18 protein-coding genes are annotated in these 15,816 nt (G+C 48.6%); 9 read left to right on the plus strand and 9 right to left on the minus strand.

Annotated features, from left to right (window positions below):
- Nucleotides 1–314: 314 nt before the first annotated feature.
- Nucleotides 315–578, minus strand: coding sequence for a hypothetical protein (locus HMPREF2871_RS08895; protein ID WP_004520905.1), 264 nt, complete (start codon nt 576–578; stop codon nt 315–317).
- A gap of 234 nt (nt 579–812) precedes the next feature.
- On the opposite strand from HMPREF2871_RS08895, the gene HMPREF2871_RS08900 reads away from it, so the two are divergent.
- Together HMPREF2871_RS08900 and HMPREF2871_RS08905 are read left to right on the plus strand one after the other, a co-directional pair.
- Nucleotides 813–1,232, plus strand: a complete 420-nt coding sequence (locus HMPREF2871_RS08900) for a CopD family protein (protein WP_004520906.1) — start codon at nt 813–815, stop codon at nt 1,230–1,232.
- 38 nt (nt 1,233–1,270) lie between these two features.
- Complete coding sequence (locus tag HMPREF2871_RS08905; protein ID WP_049344300.1) at nt 1,271–1,741, plus strand: CYTH domain-containing protein; 471 nt, start codon at nt 1,271–1,273, stop codon at nt 1,739–1,741.
- Nucleotides 1,742–1,892: 151 nt separating this feature from the next.
- On the opposite strand, the gene ubiG is transcribed toward HMPREF2871_RS08905, so the two are convergent.
- The 4 genes from ubiG to HMPREF2871_RS08925 form a co-directional block, all read right to left on the minus strand.
- Entirely contained in the window at nt 1,893–2,606 is a 714-nt protein-coding gene (ubiG, locus tag HMPREF2871_RS08910; protein ID WP_049344302.1) for a bifunctional 2-polyprenyl-6-hydroxyphenol methylase/3-demethylubiquinol 3-O-methyltransferase UbiG, read from the minus strand.
- 162 nt (nt 2,607–2,768) lie between these two features.
- Nucleotides 2,769–3,302, minus strand: coding sequence for a c-type cytochrome (locus HMPREF2871_RS08915; RefSeq protein WP_049344303.1), 534 nt, complete (start codon nt 3,300–3,302; stop codon nt 2,769–2,771).
- Between the two features lie 467 nt (nt 3,303–3,769).
- The gene (locus HMPREF2871_RS08920) at nt 3,770–4,042 is read right to left on the minus strand and encodes a GIY-YIG nuclease family protein (protein ID WP_049344305.1); all 273 of its coding nucleotides are present in this window, start codon (nt 4,040–4,042) and stop codon (nt 3,770–3,772) included.
- Complete coding sequence (locus HMPREF2871_RS08925) at nt 4,039–4,929, minus strand: LysR family transcriptional regulator (RefSeq protein ID WP_049344307.1); 891 nt, start codon at nt 4,927–4,929, stop codon at nt 4,039–4,041. The genes HMPREF2871_RS08920 and HMPREF2871_RS08925 overlap by 4 nt, the downstream gene beginning before the upstream one ends.
- A gap of 189 nt (nt 4,930–5,118) precedes the next feature.
- Here HMPREF2871_RS08925 and HMPREF2871_RS12145 point away from each other — a divergent pair, with 189 nt between their 5' ends.
- From HMPREF2871_RS12145 to HMPREF2871_RS08935, 3 genes are all read left to right on the plus strand, one after another.
- Entirely contained in the window at nt 5,119–5,679 is a 561-nt protein-coding gene (locus HMPREF2871_RS12145) for a DUF7021 domain-containing protein (protein WP_239665348.1), read from the plus strand.
- A gap of 50 nt (nt 5,680–5,729) precedes the next feature.
- Nucleotides 5,730–6,077 (plus strand): hypothetical protein, encoded by a 348-nt coding sequence (locus HMPREF2871_RS12150; protein WP_283126918.1) that lies wholly within the window; start codon nt 5,730–5,732, stop codon nt 6,075–6,077.
- 168 nt (nt 6,078–6,245) lie between these two features.
- Entirely contained in the window at nt 6,246–6,902 is a 657-nt protein-coding gene (locus HMPREF2871_RS08935; RefSeq protein WP_049344309.1) for an NAD(P)-dependent oxidoreductase, read from the plus strand.
- 237 nt (nt 6,903–7,139) lie between these two features.
- Here HMPREF2871_RS08935 and HMPREF2871_RS08940 read toward each other — a convergent pair whose 3' ends face one another.
- Nucleotides 7,140–7,595 carry a PH domain-containing protein gene (locus HMPREF2871_RS08940; RefSeq protein WP_049344311.1) on the minus strand — a complete coding sequence of 152 codons (456 nt, stop codon included), beginning with the start codon at nt 7,593–7,595 and terminating at the stop codon, nt 7,140–7,142.
- 102 nt (nt 7,596–7,697) lie between these two features.
- On the opposite strand from HMPREF2871_RS08940, the gene HMPREF2871_RS08945 reads away from it, so the two are divergent.
- The 4 genes from HMPREF2871_RS08945 (at nt 7,698) to HMPREF2871_RS08960 (ending at nt 13,081) form a co-directional block, all read left to right on the plus strand.
- A complete protein-coding gene (locus tag HMPREF2871_RS08945) occupies nt 7,698–7,928 on the plus strand; it encodes a helix-turn-helix domain-containing protein (protein WP_049344313.1) in 231 nt (76 codons plus the stop codon).
- Nucleotides 7,929–8,053: 125 nt separating this feature from the next.
- Nucleotides 8,054–9,418 (plus strand): tRNA uridine-5-carboxymethylaminomethyl(34) synthesis GTPase MnmE, encoded by a 1,365-nt coding sequence (gene mnmE, locus HMPREF2871_RS08950; RefSeq protein WP_049344315.1) that lies wholly within the window; start codon nt 8,054–8,056, stop codon nt 9,416–9,418.
- Nucleotides 9,419–10,445: 1,027 nt separating this feature from the next.
- Entirely contained in the window at nt 10,446–12,248 is a 1,803-nt protein-coding gene (rmuC, locus tag HMPREF2871_RS08955) for a DNA recombination protein RmuC (protein ID WP_049336918.1), read from the plus strand.
- A gap of 38 nt (nt 12,249–12,286) precedes the next feature.
- Nucleotides 12,287–13,081: a glycosyltransferase family 8 protein gene (locus HMPREF2871_RS08960; RefSeq protein ID WP_049336917.1), complete on the plus strand. Its 795-nt coding sequence runs from the start codon at nt 12,287–12,289 to the stop codon at nt 13,079–13,081.
- A gap of 182 nt (nt 13,082–13,263) precedes the next feature.
- Here the strand turns inward: HMPREF2871_RS08960 and dapD are convergent, their stop codons facing one another.
- From dapD to fur, 3 genes are all read right to left on the minus strand, one after another.
- On the minus strand, nt 13,264–14,085 hold the full coding sequence (gene dapD, locus HMPREF2871_RS08965) for a 2,3,4,5-tetrahydropyridine-2,6-dicarboxylate N-succinyltransferase (protein WP_003684212.1): 822 nt from the start codon (nt 14,083–14,085) through the stop codon (nt 13,264–13,266).
- A gap of 262 nt (nt 14,086–14,347) precedes the next feature.
- The gene (gene aat / locus HMPREF2871_RS08970) at nt 14,348–15,094 is read right to left on the minus strand and encodes a leucyl/phenylalanyl-tRNA--protein transferase (RefSeq protein ID WP_049344362.1); all 747 of its coding nucleotides are present in this window, start codon (nt 15,092–15,094) and stop codon (nt 14,348–14,350) included.
- 77 nt (nt 15,095–15,171) lie between these two features.
- Nucleotides 15,172–15,669 carry a ferric iron uptake transcriptional regulator gene (gene fur / locus HMPREF2871_RS08975; RefSeq protein ID WP_003682812.1) on the minus strand — a complete coding sequence of 166 codons (498 nt, stop codon included), beginning with the start codon at nt 15,667–15,669 and terminating at the stop codon, nt 15,172–15,174.
- Between the last annotated feature and the right edge of the window lie 147 nt (nt 15,670–15,816).

Here is a 15,816-nt window from a genome sequence, read left to right on the forward strand (position 1 = left end):
AGGCCGTCTGAAATATTTCAGACGGCCTTTTTATAATCCATTCAATATGTTCAGCAAAACAAATAAAACCATTCAACCGATAAAACTACCCGGCGCGGAACGCCGCAATGATTGCCAAGCTCAATATTTTCCCAATGCAGACCAACCGCCCATAAAAACAGGGCATGTTCCCATGCCCTATCATTTGAATTTCAGACGACCTTTCGGTTGTCAAAATTTATTAGGAACAATGAGTACACCTATCCCTAACAAGACTTCGAGAAAAACAGAAGTCCGCATTTCAAACCCCTATCTCCCCCTGCCCATCGCTAAAATTAGTTTTTGCCTTTTTTATCGCCGGCAGCCAAACGCATATTGATAAATTCCATCATCAAATCTTTTTTCGTCCAGAAAAAGGTTTTCATTTTTTCCAAAGAATAGATTTTCCGAATCATCGCCGGCAATCCTGCGTGAACGATGGCCGCGACTTCGCCATTGGTTGTTTCGTTGTCCATGGCGGCTTTGAGGTTTAGATTGTGCGTATTCAGGTAGTTGCTAAGCTCTTTCCTGACGCTGTTGCTGATTTCAAATTGTTTCATGTTTTCCGTCCATAATGTTTTTATAATTAAATAGTATAGGATTTTAACAAGTTTTTTGCATTGTGCATATATTAACTTGCATATTGTTGCGAAATTTACAATTTGGTTTTTGGGTAAAATCGCGCCTGCAACACATTGTTGCGGCGCACTAAATCGGATTGTTTTGACTATTTTGTTTTGGCTCGGGCCGTATTGCGGATAAAATAATGGTTTTAGGTTTTGGGGCCGTCTGAAATGTATTTGTGGTTTAAGCTGTTACACATATTTTTTGTGATTTCTTGGTTTGCCGGACTGTTTTATCTGCCGCGGATTTATGTGAATCTGGCGCAATTAGAGCCTGGTAGCGTGGAATATGTACGGCTGACGGATATGTCGCGCAGGCTGTACCGCTTTATGTCGCCTTTGGGCTGGGGAACGCTGATATTTGGCGCGGCCATCGGGTTTGTAAATAATTGGTGGGGCAACGGCTGGCTGGCGGTTAAATTATTGTGCGGCCTGCTGCTCTTGGCTTACCAGCTTTATTGCGGCCTGCTGCTGCGCCGTTTTCAAAACGGCAGCAATGTGTATTCGCACCGCTGGTATCGGGTATTCAACGAACTCCCCGTATTGATGATGGTGGCCGCGCTTTATATGGTGGTTTTCAAGCCGTTTTGATCTTCAGACGGCCTGTTTGGTAAATAAGGAAAGAATTCATGACGGTCGAAATCGAACGCCGCTTTTTACTGGCGGATGACAGTTGGCGCAAAGCGGCAAGCGAGCCGCTGGTGTTGCAACAGGGCTATTTGAGCGTGGAAAAAGAGCGCACCATCCGCGTGCGGATTATCGGTTCGCAAGCATGGCTGACCCTGAAAGGCTATATTTCCGACATGACGCGCAGCGAGTTTGAATACGAAATTCCGCTGGCTCACGCGCAGGCGATGATGGCGGACATGTGCCCGTTTAAAATGGAAAAATACCGCTATCGTGTCGAATTTGAAGGCTTTGTATATGAAATCGACGAATATTTCGGCGACAACGCGCCATTGATTGTGGCGGAAATCGAATTACCGTCTGAAGATACCGAGTTCCCCAAACCGTCTTGGCTGGGCAAGGAAATCACGGCAGACGGTAAATTCACCAATGCGTATCTGAGCAAACATCCGTATTCGTCTTGGACGGAATAACGAGTACAACCCACATACAAAAAAGGCATGTATCGCACATGCCTTTTTTCTTTTCAGACGGCCTGATTTGCCTTACCGATATTTGTATCGAGCTGCTTTCGGCATACTGTTTCAAATATCGGGCAAGCCCGTGTGTCTTATCCGTGGAACCTTATGCCGGACGGCAGGCAACCATATAGTTGACCTCGGTCGAGTCGCACAAAGAATAACGGCCGCTCAACAAATTGTAGGTCATGCCCTTGCTGCCGACGATATCCAATCCGGCTTGGCGGCACATGCGAGCGAGTTCTGCCGGCGTGATGAATTTTTTCCAGTCGTGCGTGCCTTTGGGGACGAATTTCAACAGATATTCCGCGCCGACAATCAGATGCAGATAAGATTTGGGATTGCGGTTGATGGTGGAGAAAAACACCATGCCGTCAGGTTTGACCAGTTTCGCACAGGCTTGAACGATGGCAGACGGATCAGGAACGTGTTCCATCATTTCCATACACGTTACCACGTCGAAGCTGTGCGGCTGCTCGGCGGCGAGGTCTTCGACGCGGATACAGCGGTAATCGATATTGGCAACGTGTTGAGCGGCCGCATGGGCAGCGGCGGTTTGCAGGGATTTTTCCGCCATATCGATGCCGGTCACGTGTTCTGCGCCGCGTTTGGCCATGCTTTCCGACAAAATCCCGCCGCCGCAGCCTACATCCAGCACGCGTTTGCCTGCCAATCCGGCATAGCCGTCGATATAGTCGAGGCGCAAGGGGTTGATGTCATGCAGGGGCTTAAATTCGCCGTTTTTATCCCACCATTTGTCGGCGATTTGGCTGAACTTGGCGATTTCGCCGGCATCTACGTTGTCGTGTTGATTGCTCATGGTTTACTCCTGCATAAAATAATTCGCCTGATTTTAGCCGATTGCGCTTCAAAATAAAATGTTTCAGACGGCCTTTGCCTGTTTATCGGCACTATTTCAACTTTCATCCTCCTGCCCATAAAAAACGCACCTTGTGGCAAGGTGCGTTTCAATCTGCATGATTTAGAATTTAGCGCCGGATTCGTTGGCCATGTAGTCAACTGCGGCTTTCACTTCGTCGTCGCTTAAGCTGCCGTTGCCGCCTTTGGCAGGCATGGAATTGAAGCCTTCGAGGGCGTGTTTGTGCAAGGTGTCTTTGCCTTGTTTAATGCGAGGCGCCCAGTCTTCTTTTTTGCCTACGGCCGGAGCGCCGGGAATCAAGCCGCTGTGGCATGCTTTACAGTTCGCTTCAAAAACAGCTTTGCCGTCCACTTTAGCGGATTCGGCAGGCTTGGCTTCAGCGGCAGGCGCTTCAGCTTTCTCTTCGGGCTTGGCGGCTTCTTCAGGTTTCGCGGCTTCCTCTGCTTTGCTGGCGGCAGCTTCAACCTTATCGGCGGCTTCTTGAGCGGCAGATGCAGTCGCCTCGGCAGCAGAAGCGGCTTCGTTTTTCACTTCAGATGCAACGGCTTGAGCAGTCTCTTGTGTCTCCTGTTTAGCCTCTTGGGAACAAGCTGTCAAACCAGCCATCATCATTACGGCAATCAGTAATTTGTTCATGTTCGGTCTTTCCTTAGTTTTAGTTTAAATCACTGTTTTATATAAACAGCTTAAAAATTCTAGCATAGAAACTAATACTTTCGACCTACACTATAATAAATATTGGTATAAATCAGATTTTGTCTCAAAAACTGAAAAACATATTGACACCACCTCTCTACTCGGATAGAAATTCACCCCATTTGTCATGAATCGCGATAACTTTCATTTTATTGTTCAAGCAGTTACTTATTTTATTTTCAAAGTTTCTTTTAGAATTCAACTTTTTACCGATTTCTCCATGAGTAGTGTCAACCTGAAAGCCATCCCCATCCCAAACAGGCCGTCTGAATCCCAATCAGGTTTCAGACGGCCTGTTTGAATCATGTTAATAAACATTTGCCGCTTGGCCATGCAAAAGACACCGGCAGGCCTACTTGTTTATAGAGTTTTTCATATCCCGACTACAATTTAATTCAGTCCCGCCATTAGTCTTTTGCCAATGTTTCAGCTTCAGCCCACAATCCCCGCTTCTGCTCTGCCGTCAATTTCTTAATGCCGATTTCCTGTTTCAGCGCTTCACTCTTGTTCAGGCCGTCTGAAACGATGCGCATCTCGACAGGCTTGTTCAAACGCGTGTATTTCGCGCCTTTTCCTGACAAGTGCGCCGCAAATCGCTCTTGCGGACGGTTGCTGATGCCGCAATAAAACGCGCCGTTTTCGCACAAAATCAGGTAAACGCTCCAATTTTCCGCGTTCATAAATCCCCTTCCTTGGCAAAACTCTCGGTAAAAATGCGCACGGCAGCCTCGGTTTTGGCAGACTGCACACGATAAGGCGTTACCAAATAAAGGCTGACCGGTGGTAATGTCCATTCAGGCAAAACCGCTTTCAGACGGCCTTGTGCAATTTTCTCCTTCACTTCGCCGCCCACTTGTAAAGACAAACCGAAACCACTTTCGGTCAGGCTACACACGGCGGCAAGATGCGTACAGGCAATGCTGTCGGCGACGTCAAGGAAATAGCTTTCTTCACCATTTTGCAAGGTCGTGCGGACAGGTAAAAAATGCAGCCAGCGGTGTGCATGAAGCTGCGATGGATGGGTAATGGGCGGATGCCGGTCGAGATAATCGGGCGCGGCGCAAATGATGTACGGCCAAGTCACGAGATGGCGCGCAACCAAGTTGGGATCATCCAAAGCCCGGTCGCCGCCGCGTATGGCGATGTCGGTCTGATTGTGTTGCAGGTCGTCCAAAGTATCGCTGAAATTGAGGACGGGGCGGATTTTTGGGAACTCGGTTTGCAATCGCGAAAAGGCCGTCTGAAAAGCGCGGGAACCGATGACGGTGGAAGTCAGGGAAATACGCAATTCGCCGACGGGTTCGGTTTTCAGATTGTCGATAACGGTACGCGTATCGGCAAGCGTGGCGGCGAGGCGGCGGCAGTATTCGCCCAAGGCACGGCCGGCATCGGTAGGCGCAAGGCTGCGCGTGCTGCGGTTTAACAGCTTGATGCCGTGTAAGGTTTCGAGGCGGTTGATGTGCTGGCTGACGGCAGACGGCGTCATGCCCAACGCGGCAGCAGCAGCGTTCATGCTGCCGTGTTCGAGGACGGTAGCAAAAACAAGCAGGGGTTTGATGTCTTGCATGATGTTTACTTTACTGAAATTGGTGTTTTCAGACAGCCTGTTATGAATACTGCGGATTATATAGCGCGGATGAAAAATCGGCGCGGAACTGATTGGGCGGTTGAGTAATATTTATTTATCGCCATTTGCATATTTACCCTTTTTAAGATATACCGCCTACTGATGTTTATATTTTAAAAGGATGATTGAATGGCTGATTTAGACACATCCACCCCTGACAAACTCAAAGGGCTACTGTCGCGCCTGCTGCGCTTCTTAGGCATTGGTTATTGTGCTGAAGATGAACAAGAGCGTGCGCGTTTGGCTGCCTTAGATTTGGATACGGCGGTTTATGCAGACTTATTTGGTGACGAATCCGATGAAATACTGGTTTTGACTTCAGATTTCGGCCTTGAAATGGGAACAATCAGGATTAACGCAGCCATAGGCGGCGGCAAAAAACAATTCCAAGGCAAAAGCTGCCCAATTTTGGGCTATATCCATGTTGGAAGCGGTATGCTCATGGATCAACCCTTATACAATCTGACCTGGGCAGAAGATGATGCAAACAACCCCTTTAAAAACTGCTTATTTCAGACACTCAAACCACTGACTATATACCGTACCCGTAGCAAGTTAGGCATGGATTGGGAGCCATTCGGTAGTGATTGGTTAAGCAATATACTTTTAATTGAAGTACTTGAAACTGACGCACACAATCAAAAATTGGAGAACTTACGCCGAGAATATCTGAAGCAACATTCAGATTAGACACATTCATGGGCACTTTCGAGGCATCTTCAAAATGGGCAGGGCTGCCTGTGAAATTATCTTTGAACGCAGACGGCAAAAAACCGGCAAGCAGGGCTGCCAAACGCTTAACGGAAGCATTTGCACAACAGGCGCAACTCTATTCCACCCTAAACGCATACCTGCTCGAACATATCCGTAAACACAACGGCATCCGCACCAAAAACGAATTTTTTGCCAATCCGCATCCGACAGCGGAAAGCTTCCTTCAAGATTTAAAGCCGAAAGCATTGAATTTTGTCGATCAGAATCTCTATATCGTGTTTCACAATGATGACGATGCATTGATACCCGACGATGAATACTATTTTTATGTTTCATTTGATACAAAGGGTAACATTACCGGTATCACTTCCTGACACTAACAACAGGCCGTCTGAAACTTAACCTCCATTTCAGACGGCCTTTTTCTATCTATTATTTAGTTCAACTTCACAATCATAACAGCAAATCAGGGATTATCAAGCGTTTCAGACGACCTTACAATGCACTCATCTAATCAATCACATCCCCACAAGGAGTCAAATATGAAAATCGCAGTTATCGGTGCAACTGGTTATGTCGGCAACGCAGTCGTTCAAGAATTGGCAGGCCACGGTCATGAAGTGACCGCTTTCGCCCGCAACACAGACAAAGTGTTCCAAGCGCAAAATGTTGCCGCAGTCTCCGCAGATGTCAACGCGGCAGATTTTGCCGACAAACTGGCCGGTTTTGATGCCGTGGTCAGCGCCTTTAACCCGGGCTGGACCAATCCCAATATCGGCGCGGATTTCACACGCGGCGCAAACAGCATCGTCGAAGCGGCAAAAGCAGCGCAAGTGCCTTATTTGTTGGTCGTCGGCGGCGCGGGCAGCCTGTATGTGGCACCCGGTTTGCAAGTTATCGATACGCCCGACTTCCCGAAAGAAATTTTCGACGGCGCCAATGCCGCACGCCATCTTTTGGCAGAATTCCTGCCACGCCGCGACGTGAACTGGTCTTTCGTTTCCCCTCCGGCACGACTGGGCGCGGACGGCGGTTTCAGCGAAGACAAAACCGGCAAATACCGCTTGGGCAAAGACGATTTGCTGATGGACGGTGAAATTCCGGCAGGCATCAGCGTGGCCGATTTGGCAGTCGCCATCGCCGACGATGCGGAAAACAAAGCGCATTTGTTTGAACGCTTTACCGTCGCCGCCGTTTAATCATCTTAATTTAAAGGCCGTCTGAAACCCAAAGTTTCAGACGGCCTTTTCATATTCGGATCGATAGAAATAAATATTTAATTACAATTTTGCTATAGCAAACATAACTAACTTTCGATATTTCAAGGCTTCCAACCTCGTCAGTCCCACCTGCGCGGAAATGACGGCAATAGGTATTGCGTATCGAAAATAAAGTAATTGGGCTATATAAAACAAAAACCACCGTTTCCACCCGCCTCAAACGGCAGGCGGTTTTAATTCAATTTGATTTTTCGAGCCACCACCAATTTCGTTATCTATAAAATCATTGAATTGTTGACGGAACTCCATTGGTCGGGCGATATAAGGAATCGGAGCATGACTGCCGCCCGTCCCTCTGACCACTACGGAGCCATAATTGAAAATCCTGCCCCAAAAACCTTGATTTACCGAAATACTTTCGATACGGTTGATATTTATCTCAATTGTTTGCCGGCGGATAAAGCCAAACTTAGCGATAACCCTTTTGTTAGTTAAAGCAAGCTCGGTTGTCATTACATTCAATACCGCGAACACTATAAATACGATACCGATTACCCACATCAACAGCAGGATACCGAAAAAAATCCTCCAGAATTGGGAAAACCACGATACTTGTGCTTTATAAACAATACGTTCACCTCGCCCTAAAGAGCTTTCAATATAACTTGCCATTTAACGTTCTCCACATTAGATATTTTCCAAAAATACGGATTATAATCCGTGGATAAATAAGCGTCAAAATTGGATATTTTGAGATTTGTGAAGACAAATCTCATGAGTAAAATCAGTGTTTTGATAGGTATAAAAATCCGAGAAATCCGCAAACAGTCCAATATCAACCAAGAAAGCTTAGCCTTACTTGCCGATATAGACAGAAGCTATATGGGTAGAATAGAAAGGGGGGAGGTCAACATAACGGTTGATAAACTATATCAACTGTCTTCTGCTTTAAACTGTTCCGTACACGACTTACTACCGGATGATTTGGAAATTAAAAATACTTGAACCGTTCAAGTAGTACGCCCACATTGCCAATCTGCTAAAAAGGTCGTCTGAAACCCCAAAACCCAAAGTTTCAGACGGCCTTTTGCTATAATACGCCCATTAAATTTACCTATACGCGAGTTCTCATGTCCGCATCCCAACCCACCATCGCCGCCATCGCTACCGCCCCCGGACGCGGCGGCGTCGGCGTGATCCGTCTTTCCGGCAAAAACCTGCTGCCTTTGGCACAAACCCTCAGCGGCGGCAAAACGCCCAAACCGCGTACCGCACTTTACACCGACTTTCTCGGCGGCGACGGACAGCCGATAGACAACGGCATCCTGCTCTACTTCGCCGCCCCCGCCAGCTTTACCGGCGAAGATGTGATTGAATTGCAGGGACACGGCGGCCCCGTCGTGATGGACATGTTGCTCTCGCGCTGCCTCGAACTGGGCGCACGCATGGCGGAGCCGGGCGAATTTACCAAACGCGCCTTCCTCAATAACAAACTCGACCTTGCCCAAGCCGAAAGCGTCGCCGACCTCATCGACGCCTCCAGCAAGTCCGCCGCCCGCATGGCATTGCGTTCGCTCAAAGGCGCGTTTTCCCAACACATACACGAGCTGGTGGACGACCTTATTACTTTGCGGATGCTGGTTGAAGCCACGCTGGACTTCCCCGAAGAAGACATCGACTTTCTCGAAGCCGCCGACGCGCGCGGCAAGCTCCAAGCGCTGCAAGGCCGTCTGAAAACCGTGCTTGCCAGTGCGGAACAAGGTGCGATTTTGCGCGAAGGCATGAACGTCGTCCTCGTCGGCGCGCCCAACGTCGGCAAATCCAGCCTGCTCAACGCCTTAGCTGGCGACGACATCGCCATCGTAACCGACATCGCCGGCACCACCCGAGACACCGTGCGCGAACAAATCACCCTCGACGGCGTGCCCGTTCACATCATCGACACCGCTGGCCTGCGCGAAACCGACGACGTGGTCGAGCAAATCGGCATCGAACGCAGCCGCAAAGCCGTCTCCGAAGCCGATGTCGCCCTGATTCTGATTGACCCGCGCGAAGGTGTGAACGCCAAAACCCAAGCGATTTTAAACAGCCTGCCCGAAGGTTTGAAAAAAATCGAAATCCACAACAAAGCCGACCTGACCGGCGAACCTGTCGCCGTCCGTTCAGACGGCCTCGCGCAAACCGGTGTGGAAAGTGTCATCAGCCTGTCCGCCAAAACCGGCGCGGGTCTCGACTTGCTCAAACACGCCCTATTGCAGGAAGTCGGCTGGCAGGGCGAAAGCGAAAGCCTGTTCCTCGCCCGCAGCCGCCACCTCAACGCCTTGCACGAAGCCGAAGCCGAGCTGGAAAACGCCGCACTCTGCAACAACAACCAAATCGAGCTTTTCGCCGAACACCTGCGCCTCGCCCAAAACGCCTGCAGCGAAATCACCGGCGAATTTACCGCCGACGATTTGCTGGGCGTGATTTTCTCGCGCTTCTGTATCGGCAAATAAAACGGTTTGCCATCAAATACAAAGGCCGTCTGAATATTCAGACGGCCTTTTTTATCACCAAAACAAGCTTAATTTCACTTGCGTTTATTTATTGGCAGCTTCTGCCATATTTTTTGCGATTTTGGTCGCACCAACTGTCAAACCGGACATACCGATCAAAGAAGCCGCAGCCAATTTGATTAATGTTTTCATTTTAACTCTTTTCTGTGTATTTAAGGGTGTGTTGTGTATTTTTTATTTATCGGCATCAGCCATATTGTGGGCGATATTGGTTGCACCGACGGTCAGGCCGGACATACCGATTAAAGAGGCTGCTGCCAGTTTGATTAAAGTTTTCATTGTTTATCTCACTTTCTTGTCTGTCGGCCGAAAAACGGCCTAAGTTGCGTTTTCTGAAGTATTGTAATTAATTCGTTTATGATTGAATTATTTGTGTACTACCGTTTCGATATTGTAGGCGACGCCGAGGGCGGAGGCCGGTATCCCGACATGCCGATTAAAGAAGCGGCAGCAAGCGTTATTAAATATCCCATTTTAAGTAGTCCTTTTTCATAGATACAAAATGTTATTTAACAACATACACATTTTCTCGCCGGCATCTGCGCTGCTGACAGGACGAATCATACCGTGTTAATCGTTAATTAATACAACTTTTTCGTAAAGATAAAATACTAAAAATATACATAATTTAGATTTTAGTTAATTTATATTTTGTTTTGAAAATGACACCGATGTCTTTCTCAATGACACCGATGTCTTAATTACATACACACTACAAACGTATCTTGTTGCGCCCATAAAATCCCTCCTTTTTTGTTGCAAAATTGCACTCTAAATTAAATATATTTTTAAATTCAAAATGTTACAAAATTATATTTTTTTGCAAACCAAATATTCATTTAGTCAAAACCAATACCTTTGATAGCTTCTTTTAAAGAAAACACACGTTTCTAGCGCATATCCGACCATAAAATGCGCTGCAAATATATGATATAGTGAAACATTCTGCATATTGACTATTTCCAGCATGAACAACACCCTAATCCTGACCGGCGCGGCCGCATTTTTTATCGGCGCGCTGTTTGCTTGGCTGATAACACGCTACCAAGCCCAAAGCCGACACTTTATTGTTTTGCAAGAATTGGCCGAAAGCCGCCGCCTGCATGAGTTTGCCGAACAGGTGCAGGCTCAAACTGCGGCGGATTTGGCGCAAAGCCGCCATACCGTGCAGGAATTGCAAGACGAATTGCAGGAGACGGGCAACCGCTTTGCCGCGGCCGAAAAACAGATTGCCTATCTGCAAGATTGCGAGGCCGAAGCCGAAGCTTTAAAACACGAATGTGCAAAATGGCAGCAAAGCGCGCAAAACCTGCAAATCAACAATGAGCGATTAAACACGCAGCTGGTTCAAGAGCAGGCATTGAGTGCGGATAAAAATACGCTTTTACAACAGCAGGAAACGGAAAAAAGCCGTCTAAAACAAGACTACGATACGCTGTTAGAGCAAAACCATGCGCTGCAAGTCCAAAACGAACGCCTCTCCACACAACTGACGCAAGAAAAAGCCAATATCGACGATAAAAACAGCCTTTTACAGCAACAGGAAGCCGAACAAGGCCGTCTGAAACAAGAATACGCCGCTCTTTTGGAGCAAAATCACGCGCTTCAAGTCCAAAACGAGCGCCTCAACACCCAATCGGAAAAAGACCGTCAGGCTGCCGAAGAAAAACTGACCCTGCTGGCAGATGCGCGTAAAAACCTGAGCGACCAGTTCCAAAACCTCGCCAACACTATTTTGGAAGAGAAAAGCCGCCGCTTTACCGAACAAAACCACGACCATCTCCAACAACTGCTCAATCCGCTCAACGAACGCATCCACGGCTTCAGCGAGCTGGTTCAGCAGACTTATGAAAAAGAAGCCAAAGAACGCTTGACCATCGAAAACGAGCTCAAACGCCTGCAAACCCTCAACACCCAGCTCCACCACGATGCCAAAGCGCTGACCACCGCGCTGACCGGCACGCAAAACAAAACCCAAGGCAACTGGGGCGAGATGATTTTGGAAAGCGTATTGGAAAATTCCGGCCTACAGAAAGGCCGCGAATACATCGTTCAAGCCTCTAGCGTCCGCCACGAAGCAGATGGCACCCAACGCCGCCTCCAGCCCGACGTCCTCATCAATCTGCCCGACAACAAACAAATCGTCATCGACTCCAAAGTATCGCTGACCGCCTACGTCCGCTATACGCAAAGCACCGGCGCAGAAGCAGAGCGCGAGCTTGCCAACCACGTCGCCAGCATCCGCGCCCACATCAAAAGCTTGGCAGCAAAAGATTACACTGACCTTGAGGGCGTCAAAACGTTGGACTTCGTCTTTATGTTCGTCCCTGTCGAACCGGCCTATCTCCTCGCCCTGCAACATGATCCAAACCTCTTCCAAGAGTGTTTCGACAAACGCATCATGCTGACCGGCCCCAGCACCCTGCTCGCCACCCTGCGCACCGTTGCCAACATCTGGCGCAACGAGCAGCAAAACCAAAACGCACTGGCCATTGCCGAGGCAGGCAGCAAACTTTATGACAAATTTGTCGGCTTTGTCGAAAGCATGGACGGCATCAATAAAGCGCTCGGTCAGGCTCAATCCCAGTTTCAGACGGCCTATGGCCGCTTGGTTTCCGGCAGGGGCAATCTCATCAGCAGCACCGAAAAACTGCGCAAATTGGGCATCAAAGCCGGCAAACAGCTGCAACGCGATTTATTAGAAAAAGCCATGTCGGAAAACGAAGACCACGCCACCTTGCCGACCGCGCAAGACCAAGAAAATGACTGATAAAACTTAAGACATTGCAAATAAAGGGAATTTAACCAATGAGCAACATCACCATCGTCCTTGCCGCCGATACCGGCTATGCCGAGCAAGTTCATACCCTGATGAAATCCATCTGTACTCACAACACAAATGTCAATTTCTACCTCATGCACAATACCTTCAGGCGGGAATGGATCGACTATACCAACCAAAAGCTCGCAGCCAGCGGCAGCCGTCTGAATGATGTCAAAATCGAGATGGACTTCAGCCAATATCGCCGCCTACCCCATATTTCGGATGCCGCATTTTTCCGTCTGATGATGCAACATCTGCCTGTCGATCGCGCCCTGTATCTCGACAGCGATATGGTGGTTACCCAATCCCTGCATGATTTGTTCAACCTCGATATGCGCGGTTATCCCGTTGCAGCGGTACAAGACTCCTTTCTTGCCCGTACCGAATGGAATCACCCGACCGGCCTGCACACTACGCCCTATTTCAATTCCGGTATGTTGTTGGTCGACCTGGCGCAATGGCGGGAACACAATATCGCAGCGCAACTGCTGCAAACTGCTACCACCATTGACAAATCCGTTCCCTACGGCGACCAATGCTTTCTAAACACCGTATTTCAAAAAAACTGGCTGCAACTAGAAGAATCTTGGAACTTCCAAACCGGCGCAGTCGAATACTTCCAAAAACGAAACCTCGGAGAAGTATTCCCCAAACCCGACACTGTCCCGCCCGTTATCCACTACACCACACGCGCCAAACCTTGGTTGTGCGATTACGGCGAAATTCCTTTTATCGAAACCTATTGGCAATACTATTGCGCCGACTGGCCGAAAGCGTAATTTCAGGCAGGGAACCCCTCTCCTTCGATTACTCTTAAACAAAAATAAAAGGCCGTCTGAAATCGTTTCAGACGGCCTTTAAGCCATAAAAAAACAGGCAGAATATTCTGCCTGTTTTTGTTTAAACCCGACCGTAAAGCAGGCTTTGCTACCTACCCTCAGTCAGCGCAATCGTTATCCGATTAGATACCGCGCAACAATTCGTTCACGCTGGTTTTCGCACGGGTTTGTGCGTCCACGCGTTTAACGATAACCGCGCAGTAGAGGCTGTGGCTGCCGTCTTTGGAAGGCATGCTACCGGATACGACAACCGAACCAGCCGGTACGCGGCCTTGATAGATTTCGCCGGTAGTACGGTCAAAGATTTTGGTGGATTGACCGATGAACACGCCCATGGAAATCACGCTGCCTTCTTCGACAATCACGCCCTCAACGATTTCAGAACGCGCACCGATGAAGCAGTTGTCTTCAATAATGGTCGGGCTGGCTTGCAGAGGCTCGAGTACGCCGCCGATGCCGACGCCGCCGCTCAAGTGCACATTTTTACCGATTTGCGCGCAAGAGCCGACAGTCGCCCAAGTATCGACCATCGCACCTTCGTCAACGTATGCGCCGATATTGACATAAGAAGGCATCAATACGACATTTTTCGCCACAAAGCTGCCGCGGCGGGCAACCGCACCCGGAACTGCGCGGAAACCTGCGCTGCGGAATTCGTCTTCAGACCAATCGGCAAATTTAGTCGGCACTTTGTCGAAGTATTTGTTCACACCGTCGTTGAGGATTTCATTGTCCTGAATGCGGAAAGACAGCAATACGGCTTTTTTCGCCCATTCGTTGACTTTCCATTCGCCCACGCCCAAACGCTCAGCAACGCGCAGTTTGCCGGAGTCGAGTTGGCGGATGGTTTCCAAAACCGCTTCACGCACTTCGGGGGTAACGGTATTCGGATTGATTTCGGCACGGTTTTCAAAAGCCGTTTCAATGATGTTTTGCAAAGACATGTTGATTCCTTCAAGAGATCAGGGCCGTCTGAAACCTATTCAGGCCACCCTATTACAAATATTTAACTCGTTATTTTGCCATGTAAAAGCGATTTCGTCAGCTATTAACATGATTAGCGCCAAGCGTTACACGGCCGGATTTCGGTTAAGCCAAGATTTTCAGACGGCCTGTTCGAGTAAATGGAATGACATTTATTTTCTAACTAATTTTCCAGCTACGATATACAGACTATTGCTTCTGCCGACACGCCGTGCCGATAAATCAATCTTCGCCGCCAATCTTTTGCAGAAGATTTTCAGCCACCACGCCGCATTCGATATTCCGCTTTAACGGTTTCGCGTTCAAATCCTTCAAGGTCGTCTGAAAGTCGGCAAAATCCATCAACTGCGAACCGAAACGGCGCATATGTTCGGTATCCTGCTGACAGTCTATCAGCGCAACGCCCAAATCCTCCAGAAACGGGACAGCGCAGGCAAACGCAATCTTTGACGCATCGGGACGCAAGGCAAACATCGACTCGCCATAAAACACGCAGCCGATTTGCACGCCGTAAAACCCGCCCGCCAACTGCATTTCGCCTTGTTCATCCGGCAGCCAACATTCAAACGAATGCGCATGCCCCTGATGGTGCAGCTTCAAATAGGCCGTCTGAAACGCAGGTTCTATCCACGTTCCGTCCTGTTCCGGACGCGGCACATTGGCGCAATGGGCAATCACTTTTTCAAAACAGCGGTTGACCGTTACCCGATACGGCTTGTGACGCAAAGTTTTGGCGAGCGAACGGCCTATATGCAGGCTTTCCGGCACAATCACAGCTCGCGGCGCAACCGCATACCAGAAAAACCAACCGTCGCGGCTAAACCACGGAAAAATCCCCTGCCCATACGCCGACAACAGCCGCCCCGTATCCAAATCGCCGCTGACGCCGACCAAGCCGTCGCATTCGGCCAAAGCGTAAGACGGGTCGGGGAAACGATAATCCCGTGGTGCAAGAAAAGGAATCTTCATCGCAAAGCCCATAAAGTTTCAGACGGCCTCAGGCTGAAAATGCCCAAGGCCGTCTGAAAAATCAACATACAAACTGCTTAACGTTTGGTTTTGGTTTGGCATTCGCCGCATACGCCGTACATATACAGCGCGTGATCGACGATGCGGTAGCCGTTTTCTTCGGCAATTTTGTCTTGCAGCGCTTCGATTTCCGGATTGTGGAATTCGGTTACTTCGCCGCATTTCACGCAAACGATGTGGTCGTGGTGATCGCCTTTGTCCAATTCGTAAACCGCTTTGCCGGTTTCAAAGTGGTGGCGTTGCAAAATGCCGGCCTGTTCAAACTGGGTCAACACACGGTAAATCGTAGCCACGCCGATTTCCACGCCCTCTTCCAACAGGATACGGTACACATCTTCCGCACTCAAATGCTCCTCGGCATGAGTCTCGAATAAGTCCAAAATTTTCAAACGTGGACCCGTAACTTTCAAACCGCTGTCTTTCAATTGCGCAATGTTGCTGAATTTTTCCATAATATTCAATATCCCTGTAAGGTAATAACCGTTATAATACGCACTTTCCGCCCGTTTGCCCACTATTGGGCCGTTAAAGGGCGGCAATCTGCCGCCGGTCTTGCAATTGAAAATCGGCGAAAAGAAAAATTAAGAAGATGATTATCGTTTGCTTTTTAAAAATATTCAAGCGATGATAAACATCTTTCCCGAAATGACAAAGAAAGGTAA

The organism is Neisseria sp. HMSC067G12, assembly GCF_001812725.1.
Classification (GTDB): domain Bacteria; phylum Pseudomonadota; class Gammaproteobacteria; order Burkholderiales; family Neisseriaceae; genus Neisseria; species Neisseria perflava.